Origin of the sequence: Youngimonas ophiurae (nom. illeg.) (genome assembly GCF_049803795.1) — a bacterium.
Taxonomy (GTDB): Bacteria; Pseudomonadota; Alphaproteobacteria; order Rhodobacterales; family Rhodobacteraceae; genus Thalassobius.
Genome location: NZ_JBNAGJ010000001.1, coordinates 1 through 17,762 on the forward strand (window position 1 = coordinate 1; position 17,762 = coordinate 17,762).

A 17,762-nucleotide genomic window follows, 5' to 3' on the forward strand; every position below is an offset into this window, starting at 1 on the left:
GCCATAGAATGGCAAAGGAAAAGTTTGAACGTAGCAAACCGCACGTTAACATCGGCACGATTGGTCACGTTGACCACGGTAAGACGACGCTGACGGCGGCGATCACCAAGTATTTCGGTGACTTCAAAGCGTATGACCAGATTGATGGCGCGCCGGAAGAGAAAGCGCGCGGGATCACGATCTCGACGGCGCACGTGGAATACGAGACCGAGACCCGCCACTACGCGCACGTCGACTGCCCCGGCCACGCTGACTATGTGAAGAACATGATCACCGGCGCGGCGCAGATGGACGGCGGTATCCTGGTTGTGAACGCAGCCGACGGCCCGATGCCCCAAACCCGCGAGCACATCCTGCTGGCGCGTCAGGTTGGTGTGCCTGCGCTGGTCGTGTTCCTGAACAAGGTTGACCAGGTTGACGACGAAGAGCTGCTGGAGCTGGTGGAAATGGAAGTCCGCGAGCTGCTGTCCGAATACGACTTCCCCGGCGACGATATTCCGATCATCGCAGGTTCGGCCCTGGCCGCAATGGAAGGCAAGAACCCGGAAATCGGTGAAGAGAAGATCAAAGAGCTGATGGCCGCCGTGGATGCCTACATCCCCGAGCCCGAGCGCGCGATCGACCAGCCCTTCCTGATGCCGATCGAAGACGTGTTCTCGATCTCGGGTCGTGGTACCGTTGTGACCGGCCGTGTCGAGCGTGGCGTGATCAACGTTGGCGACGAGATCGAAATCGTCGGCATCAAGGACACCACCAAAACCACCTGTACCGGCGTTGAAATGTTCCGCAAGCTGCTGGACCGCGGCGAAGCGGGCGACAACATCGGCGCGCTGCTGCGCGGCATCGACCGCGAGTCGGTCGAGCGTGGCCAGGTTCTGTGTGCCCCCGGTTCGGTGAACCCGCACACCAAGTTCGAAGCCGAGGTCTACATCCTGACCAAGGAAGAGGGCGGCCGCCACACCCCGTTCTTCGCGAACTACCGTCCGCAGTTCTACTTCCGTACCACGGACGTGACCGGCACCTGCATCCTGCCCGAGGGCACCGAGATGGTGATGCCCGGCGATAACCTGAAACTGTCGGCCGAGCTGATCGCCCCGATCGCGATGGAAGAAGGCCTGCGCTTCGCCATCCGCGAAGGCGGCCGCACCGTCGGTTCGGGCGTTGTGTCCAAAATCATCGAGTAAGGGTGGCTTTGCGCAAGCAAAACGCCCGTTAGCGACAGGCGATTTCCCAACGGAAACCCCGCCGAAAGCCGACCGATAAAAACCAACAAAGGGCCGCTCAACAAAGCGGCCCTTTTGCTGTGAGTGGTTGATGGTCGGCCGCGTCCGTGCTTGTCTGGGTGGACCTCAGAAACCCCGGAGCCATTTCATGACAGAGCCTTTCGTCACCTATGCCTATGCCCTGGATGGCACCGAGGCGGGCCAGCCTCTGGCCGGCGCGGCTTTGTTGCAGGCCCTGCGTGCCGATGCGCCGGCCTGGGCGCATCTGGATGGCAAGGATCCGGCGGCGAACGGCTGGATCTCGGCGCAGCTGGATTATCTGGATCCACAGGCGATTGAGGCGCTCTTGGATGTGGACACGCGCCCGCGCCTGACGGTGCTGGGCAGCGGTATGATCCTGATTCTGCGCGGCATGAACTTTAACGCGGGCGAAGACCCCGAGGACATGGTCTCGGTTCGGATGTGGATTGATCCGCATCGGATTGTCACGATTTCGCGCAAACGGGTCTGGGCGATTGAACGGATGCACGAGGCTCTGGCTGCGGGGCGGGGCCCCAGCGATGCGGGCAGTTTTCTGGTAAATCTGATCGAAGACATCACCACCAATATCGCAAAATTCCAATCGGGCCTGGACCAGAAAGCCGAGGAACTGGAGCATAAGGTCATATCAGAAGGGACCGAACGGTTGCGCCGTCAGGTGGTGGACATGCGTTTGCAGATCATCGCGGCGCGGCGCTACATGGGGCCGCAAAGGGATGCTTTGGCTGAGATCGGCAGGGCGAAGCTGGAGCTTCTGGATCAGACCACCCGGCGCGAGATCGAAGAAGAGCACCTGAAAATGACCCGAGTGGTCGAGGACATGGACGAGTTGCGCGAACAGGCCTCGGTTCTGCGCGAGGAACTGTCGGGGCAATTGTCGGACCGCCTGAACCGCAACATGTTCATGCTGTCGATTCTGTCGGCGATTTTCCTGCCGCTGGGGTTCCTGACCGGGCTGTTTGGCGTCAATGTGGGCGGTTTGCCGGGGCTCGAGCGCAGCGATGCCTTCCTGTGGCTGTGCGGCGCCATGGGCGGGCTGGTGTTCCTTCAGGTGCTTGCCCTGTGGCACATGCGCTGGATCGGACGGGGCGGGTAGCTGTTTCGTGATTTTTTGTGCGAATCTGTCTTGCACATTTGGGCTGGGTCCACTAATCCGACACCCGGCCTGAAGGGGTATAGCTCAGCTGGTAGAGCGACGGTCTCCAAAACCGTAGGTCCCGGGTTCGAACCCTGGTGCCCCTGCCATTTCTCTGGAATAGATTAAATCCGTACCGCTGCGGGGCTTGTGTTTCGCGCGCCCCAGGCAGCAGGCTGGCGGTAATCTGAGCGGGGCGCGGCAGGCTGCTCTTGAAATCCTATGCCGGGCCGCGTATGTGACCCGCAATCCGTACAGAGAAGAATGTGATCCCCATGGCACGTACAAATCCGCTTCAATTCGTTCAGCAGGTCCGCACCGAGGTGGGCAAGGTGACCTGGCCGACCCGCCGCGAAGTCCTGCTGACCACGGTCATGGTCTTCCTGATGGCGACGCTGACCGCGATTTTCTTTGCGCTGGTTGATCTGCTGATCCGCGGCGGTCTGCGCGGGTTGCTTTCGTTCTTTGGCTAAGGGGCGAATTTTACCCTGTAAGGGTTGATTATTTCGGCTTTTGGGGGTAGGTGACAGGCCTGATCCGATCCATGGCGTGCGGCGATTCGTGTTGCACGCCGATTTTTTGTTTCGGAGAGGGCGGCCTAATGGCTGCAATTAAAGAATATTTTGGCCTTCGGGCCGCGGGATGCAAGGACTGAGGTCAGTATGGCGAAGCGTTGGTATTCGGTGAGCGTGCTCTCGAATTTCGAGAAAAAGATCGCCGAGCAGATCAAGACGGCTGTGGTCGAGAATGGTCTGGAAGATCAGATCGAAGAAGTTCTGGTGCCCACCGAAGAAGTGATCGAAGTGCGCCGCGGTAAGAAAATCACGACCGAGCGCCGCTTCATGCCCGGCTATGTGCTGGTGCGCATGGAAATGTCGGATCAGGGCTATCACCTGATCAGCTCGATCAACCGCGTCACCGGGTTTCTGGGGCCGCAGGGCCGTCCGATGCCGATGCGCGATGCCGAGGTGAACGCGATCCTGAACCGTGTCGAGGAAGGTGTCGAAGCGCCGCGCACCCTGATCCACTTCGAAGTGGGTGAGAAGGTCAAGGTCAACGACGGCCCGTTCGAAGATTTCGACGGCATGATCGAAGAAGTAGACGACGAGAACCAGCGCCTGAAGGTGTCGGTCTCGATCTTTGGCCGGGAAACCCCGGTCGAGCTGGAATTCACTCAGGTTACCAAGCAAGCCTGAGCCTGAACCGTGGGAGGCTCCGGGCGCGCGCGTCAGGGCCGGACCACACAACTGAGAGCCTGCGGAACGCGTTCCAAGGGCGTTGGAAAAAGGAGAGGCCAAATGGCCAAGAAACTGGTTGGTACGCTGAAGCTGCAGATCCCTGCAGGCCAAGCAAACCCCTCGCCGCCCGTGGGCCCCGCCCTGGGTCAGCGCGGCATCAACATCATGGAATTCTGCAAGGCGTTCAACGCCAAGACGCAGGAAATGGAAAACGGCGCTCCGTGCCCGACCATCATCAACTACTATCAGGACAAGTCCTTCACCATGGACATCAAGACGCCCCCCGCGTCTTACTACCTGAAGAAAGCTGCCGGTCTGAAGCCCGTCGGTAAGCGGAACCGTCCCAAGGGCGCTGAAAACCCCGGTCGTGAAGTGGTCGCCACCGTGACCGCCGCTCAGGTCAAGGAAATCGCCGAGGCGAAAATGAAAGACCTGAACGCCAACGACGTCGAAGGCGCAATGCAGATCATCCTGGGCTCGGCCCGGTCCATGGGCATCGAGGTGAAGTAAGATGGCAAAAGTCGGAAAACGCACCGCTGCTGCTCGTGAAGCATTCGCTGGTAAGGGCGATGTCTCGGTCGAGGATGCCGTCGCACTGGTCAAGGCAAACGCCACCGCCAAGTTCGACGAAACCGTTGAAATCGCAATGAACCTGGGTGTTGATCCCCGCCACGCTGACCAGATGGTCCGCGGTGTGGTGTCGCTGCCCAACGGCACCGGCAAAACCGTCCGCGTCGCTGTGTTCGCACGTGGCCCCAAAGCCGAAGAAGCGCAGGCCGCAGGCGCGGACATCGTGGGCGCCGAAGACCTGATGGAAACCATCCAGGGCGGCACCATTGAATTCGATCGCTGCATCGCGACCCCGGACATGATGCCCGTCGTTGGCCGTCTGGGTAAGATCCTGGGCCCGCGCAACCTGATGCCGAACCCCAAGGTCGGCACCGTGACCATGGACGTGAAAGCAGCCGTTGAAGCCGCCAAAGGCGGTGAGGTGCAGTTCAAGGCCGAAAAAGCCGGTGTCGTGCACGCTGGCGTCGGCAAGGCCTCGTTCGACGAAGGCAAGCTGGTCGAAAATATCAAGGCTTTCGTTGGCGCTGTTGCCAAGGCCAAGCCGGCAGGTGCCAAGGGTGCCTACATGAAGAAAGTCGCGATCTCCTCGACCATGGGTCCGGGTGTGTCGATCGACCTGGGCAGCGTGACTGCCGAATAAGAATTTAGGCTGGGGAAACCCAACCTGAATGGCGGGGCTCAACAGCCCCGTCCTGTCCGAGACGGAGGGTTCAGGCATCTGCCCGAATAATTCCTTCCTGAGATGGGGAACGAGACGAATTAACCGTTGGGTATGACCCTCGGGTGATCTGGGCTCGGGACCCTGAAATTGGACCCGAAACGGTGGGGCAACTCACCAAAACTGAGCCGGGGGGCAACCCCCAAATTTGGAGTAATACTGTGGATAGAGCCCAAAAAGAGAAGGTGGTCGAGGAACTCGGCCAGATCTTTGACAGCTCTGGCGTTGTGGTCGTAGCCCACTACGCAGGTCTCACGGTTGCTGAGATGCAGGACCTGCGCGCACGCATGCGTGATGCGGGCGGTGCCGTACGTGTCGCCAAGAACAGGCTCGCCAAGATCGCCCTGGAAGGGAAACCCTGCGCAAGCATCGGTGACCTGCTGACGGGCATGACCGTTCTGACCTATTCCGAGGATCCCGTGGCAGCAGCCAAGGTGGCCGAGGACTTCGCCAAGGATAACAAGAAGTTTGAAATTCTTGGTGGCGCAATGGGTGAGAACGCTCTGGACCGGGCCGGTGTCGAAGCCGTGTCGAAAATGCCTTCGCGCGAGGAGCTTATTGCCTCGATCGTTGGTTGCATCGGCGCACCCGCATCGAACATCGCCGGCGCCATTGGCGCACCTGCTTCGAACATCGCCTCCATTCTGTCTACCATCGAGGAAAAGGCAGAGGCGGCGTAAGCAACCTTATGATCTGCGTAGGGTCGAAAACCTTGCGTTGGAACACATACCTAATAACGGAAAGAGTCTAAAATGGCTGATCTGAAAAAACTGGCAGAAGAGATCGTTGGTCTGACCCTGCTGGAAGCACAAGAACTGAAAACCATCCTGAAAGACGAGTACGGCATCGAGCCCGCCGCTGGCGGCGCTGTCATGGTCGCAGGTGCAGCTGACGCCGGTGGCGCAGCCGAAGAAGAGAAGACTGAATTCGACGTCGTCCTGCTGGAAGCTGGCGCATCGAAAATCAACGTCATCAAAGAAGTCCGCGGCATCACCGGCCTGGGCCTGAAAGAAGCAAAAGAGCTGGTCGAAGCCGGCGGCAAAGCCGTCAAAGAAGGCGTCGACAAAGCCGAAGCAGAAGAGATCAAAGGCAAGCTGGAAGCAGCTGGCGCCAAGGTCGAACTGAAGTAATAAACGCCGGGGCGACCCGGATGTTTGTTCAGGCTGGGCCCGGAGTTTTCCGGGCCCAGCCGTACCTGTCTTGGTAAGGGCTTTTGCACAAAGCCTTTTCCTGGGAGAGGTTCGAGGATCGGGAGGCTTCTGGTGGGACAGAGGCCGGGAATTGATCAGAACATCCCTGTTTCGATTGGGCGTGCCGCCGGGGCCCGACGGCTGGCGCGTTCAGGTGAGACACGAAAGGTGACATCGACCATGGCTCAGAGCTTCCTTGGCCAGAAACGTCTGCGTAAATATTTCGGCAAAATCCGCGAAGTGCTGGAGATGCCGAACCTGATCGAGGTTCAGAAATCCTCGTATGATCTTTTCCTGCGTTCCGGTGACGCGCCTCAGCCGACTGACGGCGAGGGCATCATGGGCGTGTTCCAGTCGGTTTTCCCGATCAAGGACTTCAATGAGACCTCGATCCTGGAATTCGTGAAATACGAGCTGGAAAAACCCAAATACGACGTTGACGAATGTATGCAGCGCGACATGACCTACAGCGCCCCGCTGAAGGTGACCCTGCGTCTGATCGTGTTCGATATCGACGAAGATACCGGCGCCAAATCGGTGAAGGATATCAAGGAACAGGACGTTTTCATGGGCGACATGCCTTTGATGACTCCGAACGGTACTTTCATCGTCAACGGCACCGAACGCGTGATCGTCAGCCAGATGCACCGCTCGCCCGGTGTGTTCTTTGACCACGACAAAGGCAAGACCCACAGCTCGGGCAAGCTGCTCTTCGCCTGCCGCATCATTCCCTATCGCGGCTCGTGGCTGGATTTCGAATTCGACGCCAAGGATATTGTCTACGCGCGCATCGACCGCCGCCGCAAACTGCCTGTGACCACCCTGCTGTATGCGCTGGGTCTGGACCAGGAAGCGATCTGCGACGCGTATTATGAAACCGTGGAATACACGCTGCGCAAAGGCGAGGGCTGGGTCACCAAGTTCTTCCCCGAGCGTGTGCGCGGCACCCGTCCGGTCACCGATCTGGTGGACGCCGACACGGGCGAGGTGATCTGCGAAGCGGGCAAGAAAATGACCCCGCGCGCGGTGAAGAAAATCATCGACGAAGGCAAAATCACCGACCTGCTGGTGCCGTTCAAGGACATCGTGGGCAAGTTTGTCTCCAAGGACATCATCAACGAAGACACCGGCGCGATCTATGTCGAAGCCGGCGATGAGCTGACCCTGGAAATCGACAAAGACGGTGAAATCACCGGCGGCACCCTGCAAGAGCTGCTGGACGCCGGCGTCACCGAAATCCCGGTTCTGGACATCGACAACGTGAACGTGGGGGCCTACATCCGCAACACGCTGGCCATGGATAAAAACATGGGCCGCGCGACCGCGCTGATGGACATCTACCGCGTGATGCGCCCCGGCGAGCCGCCGACCGAAGAGGCTGCCTCGGCCCTGTTCGACACGCTGTTCTTTGATTCCGAGCGCTACGATCTGTCCGCCGTTGGCCGCGTGAAAATGAACATGCGCCTGGCTCTGGACAAGGAAGACACCCAGCGCACCCTGGACCGCGAAGACATCGTTCAGTGCATCAAGGCGCTGGTCGAACTGCGCGACGGGCGCGGCGACATCGACGACATCGACCACCTGGGCAACCGTCGTGTGCGTTCCGTTGGCGAACTGATGGAAAACCAGTACCGTGTCGGCCTGCTGCGCATGGAGCGCGCGATCAAGGAACGTATGTCCTCGGTCGAGATTGACACCGTGATGCCGCAGGATCTGATCAACGCGAAACCGGCCGCCGCCGCTGTGCGCGAATTCTTCGGCTCTTCGCAGCTGTCGCAGTTCATGGACCAGACGAACCCGCTGTCCGAAGTGACGCACAAACGCCGCCTGTCGGCGCTTGGGCCGGGCGGTCTGACCCGCGAGCGCGCGGGTTTTGAGGTTCGCGACGTGCATCCCACCCACTATGGCCGGATGTGCCCGATTGAAACGCCGGAAGGGCCGAACATCGGTCTGATCAACTCGCTGGCTACCTTTGCCCGCGTGAACAAGTATGGCTTTATCGAGACCCCGTATCGCGTTGTCAAAGACGCCAAGGTCACCGACGAAGTGCACTACATGTCCGCGACCGAGGAAATGCGTCACACCGTGGCACAGGCGAACGCCTCGCTGGATGAAAACGGTCAGTTCCAGAACGATCTGGTTTCGACCCGTCAGTCGGGCGATTACACCCTGGCGCCGCGCGAAAACGTGGATCTGATCGACGTGTCGCCGAAACAGTTGGTCTCGGTTGCGGCCTCGCTGATTCCGTTCCTGGAAAACGACGATGCGAACCGCGCTCTGATGGGTTCGAACATGCAACGTCAGGCCGTGCCGCTGCTGCGCGCCGAGGCGCCGCTGGTCGGCACCGGGATCGAAGAGGTTGTGGCCCGCGATTCCGGCGCTGCCATCATGGCGGCTCGTGGCGGGATCATCGACCAGGTCGATGCGCAGCGTATCGTGATCCGCGCCACCGAGGATCTGGAACTGGGCGACGCCGGTGTGGACATCTACCGGATGCGCAAGTTCCAGCGCTCGAACCAGAACACCTGCATCAACCAGCGTCCGCTGGTGAAAGTGGGCGACACGGTTCAGAAGGGCGAAGTGATCGCCGACGGCCCGTCCACCGATATCGGTGAACTGGCGCTGGGTAAAAACGTGATCGTCGCGTTCATGCCCTGGAACGGTTACAACTACGAAGACAGTATCCTGATCAGCGAACGCATTGCGCGTGACGACGTGTTTACCTCGATCCACATCGAGGAATTCGAAGTCGCCGCCCGTGACACCAAGCTGGGCCCGGAAGAGATCACCCGCGACATCCCCAACGTCGGTGAAGAAGCGCTGCGCAACCTCGATGAGGCGGGCATCGTTTACATCGGTGCGGATGTGGAGCCGGGCGACATTCTGGTCGGTAAGATCACCCCCAAGGGTGAATCGCCGATGACCCCCGAGGAAAAACTGCTGCGCGCCATTTTTGGTGAAAAAGCCTCGGACGTGCGCGACACCTCGCTGCGCGTGAAGCCCGGTGACTATGGCACCGTGGTCGAGGTGCGCGTCTTCAACCGCCACGGCGTGGAAAAAGACGAACGTGCGCTGCAAATCGAACGGGAAGAAGTGGAACAGCTGGCCCGTGACCGTGACGACGAACTGGTGATCCTGGATCGGAACATCTATGCCCGTCTGCGCGGCATGATCCTGGGTAAAACCGCCGTCAAAGGCCCCAAAGGTGTCAAAGCGAACTCGGAAATCACCGAGGAACTGCTGGGCAGCCTGACCCGTGGCCAATGGTGGCAGCTGGCTCTGGAAGAAGAGGCCGACGCTCAGGTCGTGGAAGCGCTGCACGAACAATACGAAGTGCAAAAACGCGCCCTGGATGCCCGTTTCGAGGATAAGGTCGAAAAAGTCCGCCGTGGCGACGATCTGCCGCCGGGCGTGATGAAAATGGTCAAGGTGTTCATCGCGGTGAAGCGCAAGCTGCAACCGGGTGACAAAATGGCCGGTCGTCACGGGAACAAAGGTGTTATTTCCAAGGTCGTTCCGATGGAGGACATGCCGTTCCTCGAAGACGGAACCCCGGTTGATTTCTGTCTGAACCCGCTGGGTGTGCCGTCGCGTATGAACGTCGGTCAGATTCTGGAAACCCACATGGGCTGGGCCTCGCGGGGCTTGGGCCTGAAGATCGACGACGCTCTGCAAGAGTACCGCCGCTCGGGTGATCTGACTCCGGTGCGCGAAGCGATGCACAGCGCCTATGGCGATGACGTCTATGACGAAGGCATCGCCAACATGGACGAAGGCCAACTGCTGGAGGCCGCAGGCAACGTGACCCGCGGTGTTCCGATCGCAACGCCCGTCTTTGATGGCGCGAAAGAGGCTGACGTGAACGACGCCCTGCTGCGGGCTGGTTTCTCGGAAAGCGGCCAGTCGGTGCTGTTCGATGGCCGTACCGGCGAACAGTTCGCCCGTCCGGTGACCGTGGGTGTCAAATACCTGCTGAAACTGCACCACCTGGTGGATGACAAAATCCACGCGCGTTCGACCGGTCCGTACTCGCTTGTCACGCAGCAGCCGCTGGGCGGTAAGGCGCAGTTCGGTGGTCAGCGCTTCGGTGAGATGGAGGTCTGGGCCCTGGAAGCCTACGGTGCCGCCTACACCTTGCAGGAAATGCTGACGGTGAAATCGGATGACGTTGCCGGCCGGACGAAAGTCTATGAAAGCATCGTCAAAGGCGAGGACAACTTCGAAGCCGGCGTGCCGGAATCGTTCAATGTTCTGGTCAAAGAAGTCCGTGGCCTCGGCCTGAACATGGAACTCCTGGATGCGGAGGGTGAGGAATAAGGGCCCCGCGCCCATTCCCCCCACCCATCTGCAAGAATTTGAGGTATCAAAATGAACCAGGAACTGACGAACAACCCGTTCAACCCGCTGACCCCGCCCAAGGTCTTTGATGAAATCAAGGTCTCGCTGGCCTCGCCGGAACGTATCCTGTCGTGGTCCTACGGTGAGATCAAGAAGCCGGAAACCATCAACTACCGCACGTTCAAGCCTGAGCGTGACGGCCTGTTCTGCGCGCGTATCTTTGGCCCGATCAAGGATTACGAATGTCTGTGCGGCAAATATAAGCGCATGAAATATCGCGGCGTTGTCTGCGAAAAATGCGGTGTCGAGGTGACTCTGCAAAAGGTCCGCCGTGAACGCATGGGCCATATCGAACTGGCCGCGCCCGTCGCGCATATCTGGTTCCTGAAATCGCTGCCCAGCCGCATCGGCCTGATGCTGGACATGACGCTGCGGGATCTGGAACGGGTTCTGTACTTTGAAAACTACGTTGTTATCGAGCCGGGTCTGACCGACCTGCAATACGGCCAGATGATGACCGAAGAAGAGTATATGGACGCGCAGGATGCCTATGGCATGGACGCGTTCACCGCCAATATCGGCGCCGAGGCGATCCGTGACATGCTGTCCCAGATCGACCTGGAAGCCGAAGCCGAACAGCTGCGCGCCGATCTGGCCGAAGCCACTGGCGAGCTGAAGCCCAAGAAGATCATCAAGCGCCTTAAGGTCGTGGAATCCTTCCTGGAATCGGGCAACCGCCCCGAATGGATGGTCCTGACCGTGATCCCCGTGATCCCGCCGGAACTGCGCCCGCTGGTGCCTCTGGACGGTGGCCGCTTCGCGACCTCGGATCTGAACGATCTGTACCGCCGCGTGATCAACCGGAACAACCGTCTGAAGCGTCTGATTGAACTGCGTGCGCCCGATATCATCGTGCGTAACGAAAAGCGGATGCTGCAGGAATCGGTTGATGCTCTGTTCGACAACGGCCGCCGTGGCCGCGTGATCACCGGCGCCAACAAGCGCCCGTTGAAATCGCTGTCGGACATGCTGAAAGGTAAGCAGGGTCGCTTCCGTCAGAACCTTTTGGGGAAACGCGTCGACTTCTCGGGCCGTTCGGTGATTGTGACCGGCCCCGAGCTGAAGTTGCACCAATGTGGTCTGCCGAAAAAGATGGCGCTGGAGCTGTTCAAGCCCTTCATCTACTCGCGACTGGAGGCCAAGGGTCTGTCCAGCACCGTGAAACAGGCGAAGAAACTGGTGGAAAAGGAACGCCCCGAGGTCTGGGACATTCTGGACGAGGTGATCCGCGAACACCCCGTGATGTTGAACCGTGCCCCCACGCTGCACCGTCTGGGCATTCAGGCGTTCGAACCCACGCTGATCGAAGGGAAGGCCATCCAGCTGCACCCGCTGGTCTGCTCGGCGTTCAACGCGGACTTTGACGGTGACCAGATGGCCGTGCACGTCCCGCTGAGCCTGGAGGCCCAGTTGGAAGCGCGTGTTCTGATGATGTCCACCAACAACGTGCTGTCGCCGGCCAACGGTGCGCCGATTATCGTGCCGTCGCAGGATATGATTCTGGGTCTGTACTATACGACCATCGAACGCGAAGGCATGAAGGGCGAGGGCATGACCTTCGGCTCGATCGAAGAGGTGCAATACGCGCTGGATACCGGCGTTGTTCACCTGCACTCGAAAATCACCGCGCGGGTTCCTCAGATCGACGAGGAAGGCAACGAGGTGATGAAACGCTTCGAAACCACGCCTGGCCGTGTCCGTCTGGGCGCGCTGCTGCCGCAGAACGCCAAGGCGCCGTTCGATCTGGTGAACACGCTGCTGCGTAAGAAAGACGTGCAGAAAGTGATCGACACCGTGTACCGCTACTGCGGTCAGAAAGAGTCGGTTATTTTCTGTGATCAGATCATGTCGATGGGCTTCAAAGAGGCGTTCAAGGCCGGGATTTCCTTCGGTAAGGACGACATGGTGATCCCCGATGACAAATGGTCGATCGTGGATGAAACGCGCGATCAGGTGAAGGACTTTGAACAGCAGTACATGGACGGCCTGATCACTCAGGGCGAAAAGTACAACAAGGTCGTCGATGCCTGGTCGAAGTGTAACGACAAGGTCACCGATGCGATGATGGGCACCATCTCGGCTGAAAAGCGCGACGAGAGCGGCGCGGTCATGGAGCCGAACTCGGTTTACATGATGGCCCACTCGGGTGCGCGTGGCTCGGTTACGCAGATGAAACAGCTGGGCGGGATGCGCGGCCTGATGGCCAAGCCGAACGGCGACATCATCGAGACCCCGATCATCTCGAACTTTAAAGAAGGCCTGACCGTGCTTGAGTACTTCAACTCGACCCACGGTGCACGTAAAGGTCTGTCGGATACGGCGCTTAAGACGGCGAACTCGGGTTACCTGACCCGTCGTCTGGTGGACGTTGCGCAGGATTGTATCGTGCGCGAGGTCGATTGCGGCACCGAGCGTTCGATCACCGCCGAGGCTGCGGTGAACGATGGTGAGGTTGTCGCCTCGCTGGGCGAACGTATCCTGGGCCGTGTGGCTGCCGATGACATCCTGCGCCCCGGTACCGAAGAGGTTCTGGTTGCCAAGGGCACTCTGATCGACGAACGCACTGCCGATGCCATCGAAGAGGCCGGAGTGCAGACCGCACGTATCCGCTCGCCTCTGACCTGTGAGGCCGAGGATGGCGTCTGCGCCAACTGCTACGGCCGTGACCTGGCGCGCGGCACCCGCGTAAACGTGGGCGAGGCCGTGGGCATCATCGCGGCGCAGTCGATTGGTGAACCGGGCACGCAGCTGACGATGCGGACCTTCCACATCGGCGGCGTTGCGCAGGGTGGTCAGCAGTCCTTCCTGGAAGCCAGCCAAGAGGGTAAGATCGAGTTCGAAAACCCGCAGCTTCTGACCAACGCCAATGGCGAGGTTCTGGTGATTGGCCGGAACATGAAACTGAAGATCATGGGCGAAACCGGCGACGAACGCGCCAGCCACAAACTGGGCTACGGTACGAAACTGTTCGTCACCGACGGCCAGGACGTGGCCCGCGGCGACAAGCTGTTCGAATGGGATCCCTACACCCTGCCGATCATCGCCGAGAAGGACGCAACGGCGAAATACGTTGACCTGACCAGCGGTGTGGCCGTGCGCGATGAAACTGACGATGCCACCGGCATGACTCAGAAAATCGTGATCGACTGGCGCGCAGCTCCCAAAGGCAACGAGCTGAAGCCCGAGATCATCCTGGTGGATGCCGACGGCGAGCCGGTGCGCAACGATGCCGGCAACCCGATCACCTATCCGATGTCTGTGGACGCGATCCTGTCGGTCGAAGACGGCCAGCAGGTCAAGGCCGGTGACGTTGTTGCGCGTATCCCGCGCGAAGGCGCCAAGACCAAGGACATTACGGGTGGTCTGCCGCGTGTGGCTGAACTGTTCGAGGCCCGCCGTCCGAAAGATCACGCGATCATCGCCGAACTGGATGGTTACGTGCGCTTTGGCCGCGACTACAAGAACAAGCGCCGTATCGCGATTGATCCTGTGGATGAAAGCCGCGAACCCGTCGAGTACATGGTGCCCAAGGGCAAGCACATCCCGGTGCAGGAAGGTGACTTCGTGCAGAAGGGCGATTACATCATGGACGGTAACCCCGCGCCGCATGACATCCTGGCCATCATGGGTGTCGAGGCGCTGGCGAATTACATGATCGACGAAGTGCAGGACGTGTACCGACTGCAAGGTGTGAAGATCAACGACAAGCACGTCGAAGTGATCGTCCGCCAGATGCTGCAAAAATGGGAGATCTCGGACAGCGGCGACACCACGCTGCTGAAGGGCGAACATGTCGATAAGGCCGAATTCGATGCTGCCAACCAGAAGGCTCTGGATAAAGGCGGGCGTCCGGCCCAGGGCGAGCCGATCCTGCTGGGGATCACCAAGGCCTCGTTGCAGACCCGTTCGTTCATCTCGGCGGCGTCGTTCCAGGAAACCACCCGCGTGCTGACCGAAGCCTCGGTTCAGGGCAAACGCGATAAGCTGGTCGGCCTGAAAGAGAACGTGATCGTGGGTCGTCTGATCCCGGCCGGGACCGGCGGTGCCACCATGCGTGTGCGCCAGATCGCCCAGTCGCGCGACAATGTCGTGATCGAAGCGCGCCGCGAAGAAGCCGAGGCCGCAGCTCAGCTGGCGGCGCCGGTGGATGACGTGGTTGGCGGCGATGAGTTCGACAACCTGGTTCAAACCCCCGAAAGCCGCGACGAATAATCCCGGCTGACAGAATTTCAGAGGGCCCCCGGAGTGATCCGGGGGCCTTTTGCGTGGGGCCCGTAGTTTTCCGGTGGGGCTGGACGGCTTCGGGGTTTGGCCGCAAAACTGGGGCGTTCGACCGCCGCTCAAGATACGGAGACCCACATGCAGCTGTCCGGAAATACCAAAGGCGCTTTGTTGATGATGGGCAGCATGGCGGCCTTCACGCTGAACGACACTTTCATGAAAGAGCTGGCCGGGCAGGTGCATCTGTTTCAGCTGCTGGTGCTGCGCGGGGCTTTGTCCATTCTGTTTGTCGGGCTGCTGACCTGGAAAATGGGGGCGATGCACCTGCGTATCCCGCGGCGGGACCGCGGGCTGATCGTGCTGCGCATGATCGGAGAGATCGGCGCGGCGTATTTCTTTCTGACGGCACTGTTCAACATGCCTTTGGCCAATGTTACGGCGATTTTGCAGTCCTTGCCGCTGGCGGTGTCGCTCTGTGCGGCGATGCTGTTCAACGAACCTTTGGGCTGGCGCAGGTTCAGCGCGATCATGGTGGGGATGATCGGTGTGCTGCTGATCTTGCAGCCGGGCGGGACGGGGTTCAACAGCTACGCGCTTTATGCGCTGATCGCGGTCGGCTTTGTCGTGCTGCGCGATCTGGCCACCCGTCGGCTGAGCGGCGCGGCCCATTCGATGATGGTGACATTCGCCACGACAGTCGCCGTCACCGCCTTTTTCAGCGTTGCAAGCCTGACGGTAGACTGGGTGCCCCTGGACGGGAGGGCGCTCTGGCTTGTGTTGAAGGCGGCGGTGATGGTGACGGTGGGCTATCTGTTGTCGGTGTTGGTGATGCGGGTGGGCGAGGTCTCGTTTATCGCGCCCTTCCGCTATACCGGATTAATCTGGGCTTTAGGATTGGGGTGGTATGTCTTCGGCGATTGGCCCCAGCCGGTGGTTCTGCTGGGCGCGGGAATAGTCGTGGGCAGCGGTCTTTTCATGCTGTACAGAGAGGCCCTGCTGGCACGGCGCAAGGAAGGTAAATGAATGTAGACGTCCAGGTTCAGGGCCTGTGCCGCTGGTCCTATCCTTCGGAGCCCGGAGCCTTTCAGAAGGAACCGGATGGTGCGGATTTGGGGGCGCTGCGCGCGCAGCTTTACGCGCCTGAACGGCTGGAATTACGGCTGTTTTATCTGGAAAACGTGATGTTGCCCGCGCTGCGGGCGCAGACCGACACGGATTATACCCTGACCCTGCTGATGGGGGACCAGCTGCCCGAAGATATAAAGGCGCGCGTGCTGAAACTGATCGCGGATGTCCCGCAAATTCAGCCCGTATTCGAACCCGAGGGCCAACCCCACCAAGAGGTCTGCCGCAAAGTCATGCTGGCGGGGCGGAATCTCGATGGTCGTGTTGTCGCCGAGTTTCGCCTGGATGACGATGATGCGGTTGCGGTGGATTTCATTCAGGAAACCCGCGAACATTTTGTAAAAATACGTCGTATATGGCGCAATGGGGGCAAGTTTGCCCTGGATTTCAACAAAGGGTTCATCCTGAATTCAACCCGCAAGGGGCTGGATCTGCTGCCGGTGATCGCGCGGTACTGGACGCCGGGGCTGGTGCTGTATCTGCGGCCGCAACACGAGTGCAGCCTGCTGGATTTCGCCCATGCGCAGATGTGGAAACGGTTCCCGACGCTGACCCATCCGCGCCGCCCGATGTTCATTCGCGGGGCACATGGGGGCAATGACAGCTCGGTCAGCCTGCAACCGCATAATGCGGAACTGGAGGAAGAGGCCTGGGGCAATACCGCCCGTCAGATGCGCAGGCGCTTTGCGATTGATCTGGCCCAGCTTGAGCAGGCCTGGGAAGGGTTCCATCTGGCCCACCGCAGGTAGGTGCCACGCCCCAGAGGGGCTGTTGACAAGCATCGCGACTCCGCCTATACGCCCGACCATCCGGCAATCGGGGAATGCCCCCATCCGCCGAATTCAAAATCGAAGTGGCCAAGATCCGGGCAATTTTGCAGCCTCGGTCCTCTGCGAACTCACCGCGTCGTTCACCTCGGAATGGGAACGATAGCGGTTTTTGTCTATGCGGGCGTGTGATGCGTCTGAAATGAAACGCCGGCGGCCCTGGCCAATGGCAGTACTTGAGTAGGAAACGGGGAAACACCCAATGCCAACGATCCAACAGCTGATCCGCAAGCCGCGTCAGCCCAAAGTCAAACGTTCGAAGTCCATGCACCTGGAGCAGTGCCCGCAGAAGCGTGGCGTTTGCACCCGTGTGTACACCACCACGCCGAAGAAGCCGAACTCGGCTATGCGTAAAGTTGCCAAGGTCCGCCTGACCAACGGCTTCGAGGTCATCAGCTACATCCCCGGTGAAAGCCACAACCTTCAGGAACACTCGGTTGTTCTGATCCGTGGCGGCCGTGTGAAAGACCTTCCCGGTGTGCGTTACCACATCCTGCGCGGTGTTCTGGATACCCAGGGCGTCAAAGACCGTAAGCAGCGTCGTTCGAAATACGGCGCCAAGCGTCCTAAGTAAGGAGATCTCAGAATGTCTCGTCGTCACGCTGCTGAGAAGCGCGAAGTTCTGCCCGACGCCAAATATGGCGATCGCGTGCTGACCAAGTTCATGAACAACCTGATGATCGACGGTAAGAAGTCGGTCGCAGAGAAAATCGTCTACAACGCGCTGGATCGCGTCGAAGGCAAAGTCAAACGCGCCCCCGTCGAGGTCTTCCACGAAGCCCTGGACAACGTGAAGCCCGCCGTTGAGGTGCGCTCGCGTCGTGTGGGTGGTGCCACCTACCAGGTTCCCGTCGAAGTGCGCCCCGAGCGCCGCGAGGCCCTGGCCATCCGTTGGTTGATTTCGGCCGCCCGTTCGCGGAACGAAAACACCATGGAAGAGCGTCTGGCCGGCGAACTGCTGGATGCTGTGAACAGCCGCGGTTCGGCTGTTAAGAAGCGCGAAGATACTCATAAGATGGCCGACGCGAACAAAGCGTTCAGCCATTATCGCTGGTAATCCTCAAAGGACATTAGACCA

At 59.8% G+C, this 17,762-nt stretch carries 14 protein-coding genes and 1 tRNA gene; all 15 read left to right on the plus strand.

What is annotated here, in order from left to right; all coding sequences use genetic code 11:
* Positions 1 to 8: 8 nt before the first annotated feature.
* The 15 genes from tuf to rpsG all read left to right on the plus strand — a co-directional run bounded on the left by tuf (position 9) and on the right by rpsG (position 17,741).
* The gene (gene tuf, locus ACP15O_RS00005; protein WP_425093993.1) at positions 9 to 1,184 is read left to right on the plus strand and encodes an elongation factor Tu; all 1,176 of its coding nucleotides are present in this window, start codon (positions 9 to 11) and stop codon (positions 1,182 to 1,184) included.
* A 187-nt stretch (positions 1,185 to 1,371) separates the two neighbouring features.
* Positions 1,372 to 2,358: a zinc transporter ZntB gene (locus tag ACP15O_RS00010; protein ID WP_425093980.1), complete on the plus strand. Its 987-nt coding sequence runs from the start codon at positions 1,372 to 1,374 to the stop codon at positions 2,356 to 2,358.
* Positions 2,359 to 2,431: 73 nt separating this feature from the next.
* Positions 2,432 to 2,507, plus strand: a tRNA-Trp gene (locus ACP15O_RS00015).
* A 165-nt stretch (positions 2,508 to 2,672) separates the two neighbouring features.
* A complete protein-coding gene (gene secE, locus ACP15O_RS00020; protein ID WP_425093981.1) occupies positions 2,673 to 2,870 on the plus strand; it encodes a preprotein translocase subunit SecE in 198 nt (65 codons plus the stop codon).
* Positions 2,871 to 3,059: 189 nt separating this feature from the next.
* Positions 3,060 to 3,593: a transcription termination/antitermination protein NusG gene (nusG, locus tag ACP15O_RS00025; RefSeq protein ID WP_425093982.1), complete on the plus strand. Its 534-nt coding sequence runs from the start codon at positions 3,060 to 3,062 to the stop codon at positions 3,591 to 3,593.
* Positions 3,594 to 3,695: 102 nt separating this feature from the next.
* Positions 3,696 to 4,145 carry a 50S ribosomal protein L11 gene (rplK, locus tag ACP15O_RS00030; RefSeq protein WP_425093983.1) on the plus strand — a complete coding sequence of 150 codons (450 nt, stop codon included), beginning with the start codon at positions 3,696 to 3,698 and terminating at the stop codon, positions 4,143 to 4,145.
* Between the two features lies 1 nt (position 4,146).
* Positions 4,147 to 4,845, plus strand: coding sequence for a 50S ribosomal protein L1 (rplA, locus tag ACP15O_RS00035; protein WP_425093984.1), 699 nt, complete (start codon positions 4,147 to 4,149; stop codon positions 4,843 to 4,845).
* A gap of 239 nt (positions 4,846 to 5,084) precedes the next feature.
* Positions 5,085 to 5,603, plus strand: coding sequence for a 50S ribosomal protein L10 (gene rplJ, locus ACP15O_RS00040; protein WP_425093985.1), 519 nt, complete (start codon positions 5,085 to 5,087; stop codon positions 5,601 to 5,603).
* Between the two features lie 72 nt (positions 5,604 to 5,675).
* Entirely contained in the window at positions 5,676 to 6,053 is a 378-nt protein-coding gene (rplL, locus tag ACP15O_RS00045; protein ID WP_425093986.1) for a 50S ribosomal protein L7/L12, read from the plus strand.
* 240 nt (positions 6,054 to 6,293) lie between these two features.
* Positions 6,294 to 10,430 carry a DNA-directed RNA polymerase subunit beta gene (gene rpoB, locus ACP15O_RS00050; RefSeq protein WP_425093987.1) on the plus strand — a complete coding sequence of 1,379 codons (4,137 nt, stop codon included), beginning with the start codon at positions 6,294 to 6,296 and terminating at the stop codon, positions 10,428 to 10,430.
* A 51-nt stretch (positions 10,431 to 10,481) separates the two neighbouring features.
* The gene (rpoC, locus tag ACP15O_RS00055; RefSeq protein ID WP_425093988.1) at positions 10,482 to 14,723 is read left to right on the plus strand and encodes a DNA-directed RNA polymerase subunit beta'; all 4,242 of its coding nucleotides are present in this window, start codon (positions 10,482 to 10,484) and stop codon (positions 14,721 to 14,723) included.
* Between the two features lie 147 nt (positions 14,724 to 14,870).
* Positions 14,871 to 15,755 (plus strand): DMT family transporter, encoded by an 885-nt coding sequence (locus ACP15O_RS00060; RefSeq protein ID WP_425093989.1) that lies wholly within the window; start codon positions 14,871 to 14,873, stop codon positions 15,753 to 15,755.
* Complete coding sequence (locus ACP15O_RS00065) at positions 15,752 to 16,606, plus strand: glycosyltransferase (RefSeq protein ID WP_425093990.1); 855 nt, start codon at positions 15,752 to 15,754, stop codon at positions 16,604 to 16,606. Before ACP15O_RS00060 ends, ACP15O_RS00065 begins: the two co-directional genes overlap by 4 nt.
* A 280-nt stretch (positions 16,607 to 16,886) precedes the next feature.
* Positions 16,887 to 17,258, plus strand: coding sequence for a 30S ribosomal protein S12 (gene rpsL, locus ACP15O_RS00070; protein ID WP_005621086.1), 372 nt, complete (start codon positions 16,887 to 16,889; stop codon positions 17,256 to 17,258).
* A 12-nt stretch (positions 17,259 to 17,270) separates the two neighbouring features.
* The gene (gene rpsG, locus ACP15O_RS00075) at positions 17,271 to 17,741 is read left to right on the plus strand and encodes a 30S ribosomal protein S7 (RefSeq protein ID WP_425093991.1); all 471 of its coding nucleotides are present in this window, start codon (positions 17,271 to 17,273) and stop codon (positions 17,739 to 17,741) included.
* Positions 17,742 to 17,762: the final 21 nt, after the last annotated feature.

Excerpts from the sequence above, each read along its gene's own strand:
- rplK (WP_425093983.1), top strand. The coding sequence starts at position 3,696 with ATGGCCAAGAAACTGGTTGGTACGCTGAAGCTGCAGATCCCTGCAGGC.
- rpsL (WP_005621086.1), top strand. The coding sequence starts at position 16,887 with ATGCCAACGATCCAACAGCTGATCCGCAAGCCGCGTCAGCCCAAAGTC.
- rpsG (WP_425093991.1), top strand. The coding sequence starts at position 17,271 with ATGTCTCGTCGTCACGCTGCTGAGAAGCGCGAAGTTCTGCCCGACGCC.
- ACP15O_RS00060 (WP_425093989.1), top strand. The coding sequence starts at position 14,871 with ATGCAGCTGTCCGGAAATACCAAAGGCGCTTTGTTGATGATGGGCAGC.
- nusG (WP_425093982.1), top strand. The coding sequence starts at position 3,060 with ATGGCGAAGCGTTGGTATTCGGTGAGCGTGCTCTCGAATTTCGAGAAA.
- rplA (WP_425093984.1), top strand. The coding sequence starts at position 4,147 with ATGGCAAAAGTCGGAAAACGCACCGCTGCTGCTCGTGAAGCATTCGCT.
- tuf (WP_425093993.1), top strand. The coding sequence starts at position 9 with ATGGCAAAGGAAAAGTTTGAACGTAGCAAACCGCACGTTAACATCGGC.
- rplL (WP_425093986.1), top strand. The coding sequence starts at position 5,676 with ATGGCTGATCTGAAAAAACTGGCAGAAGAGATCGTTGGTCTGACCCTG.
- rpoC (WP_425093988.1), top strand. The coding sequence starts at position 10,482 with ATGAACCAGGAACTGACGAACAACCCGTTCAACCCGCTGACCCCGCCC.
- ACP15O_RS00065 (WP_425093990.1), top strand. The coding sequence starts at position 15,752 with ATGAATGTAGACGTCCAGGTTCAGGGCCTGTGCCGCTGGTCCTATCCT.
- secE (WP_425093981.1), top strand. The coding sequence starts at position 2,673 with ATGGCACGTACAAATCCGCTTCAATTCGTTCAGCAGGTCCGCACCGAG.
- ACP15O_RS00010 (WP_425093980.1), top strand. The coding sequence starts at position 1,372 with ATGACAGAGCCTTTCGTCACCTATGCCTATGCCCTGGATGGCACCGAG.
- rpoB (WP_425093987.1), top strand. The coding sequence starts at position 6,294 with ATGGCTCAGAGCTTCCTTGGCCAGAAACGTCTGCGTAAATATTTCGGC.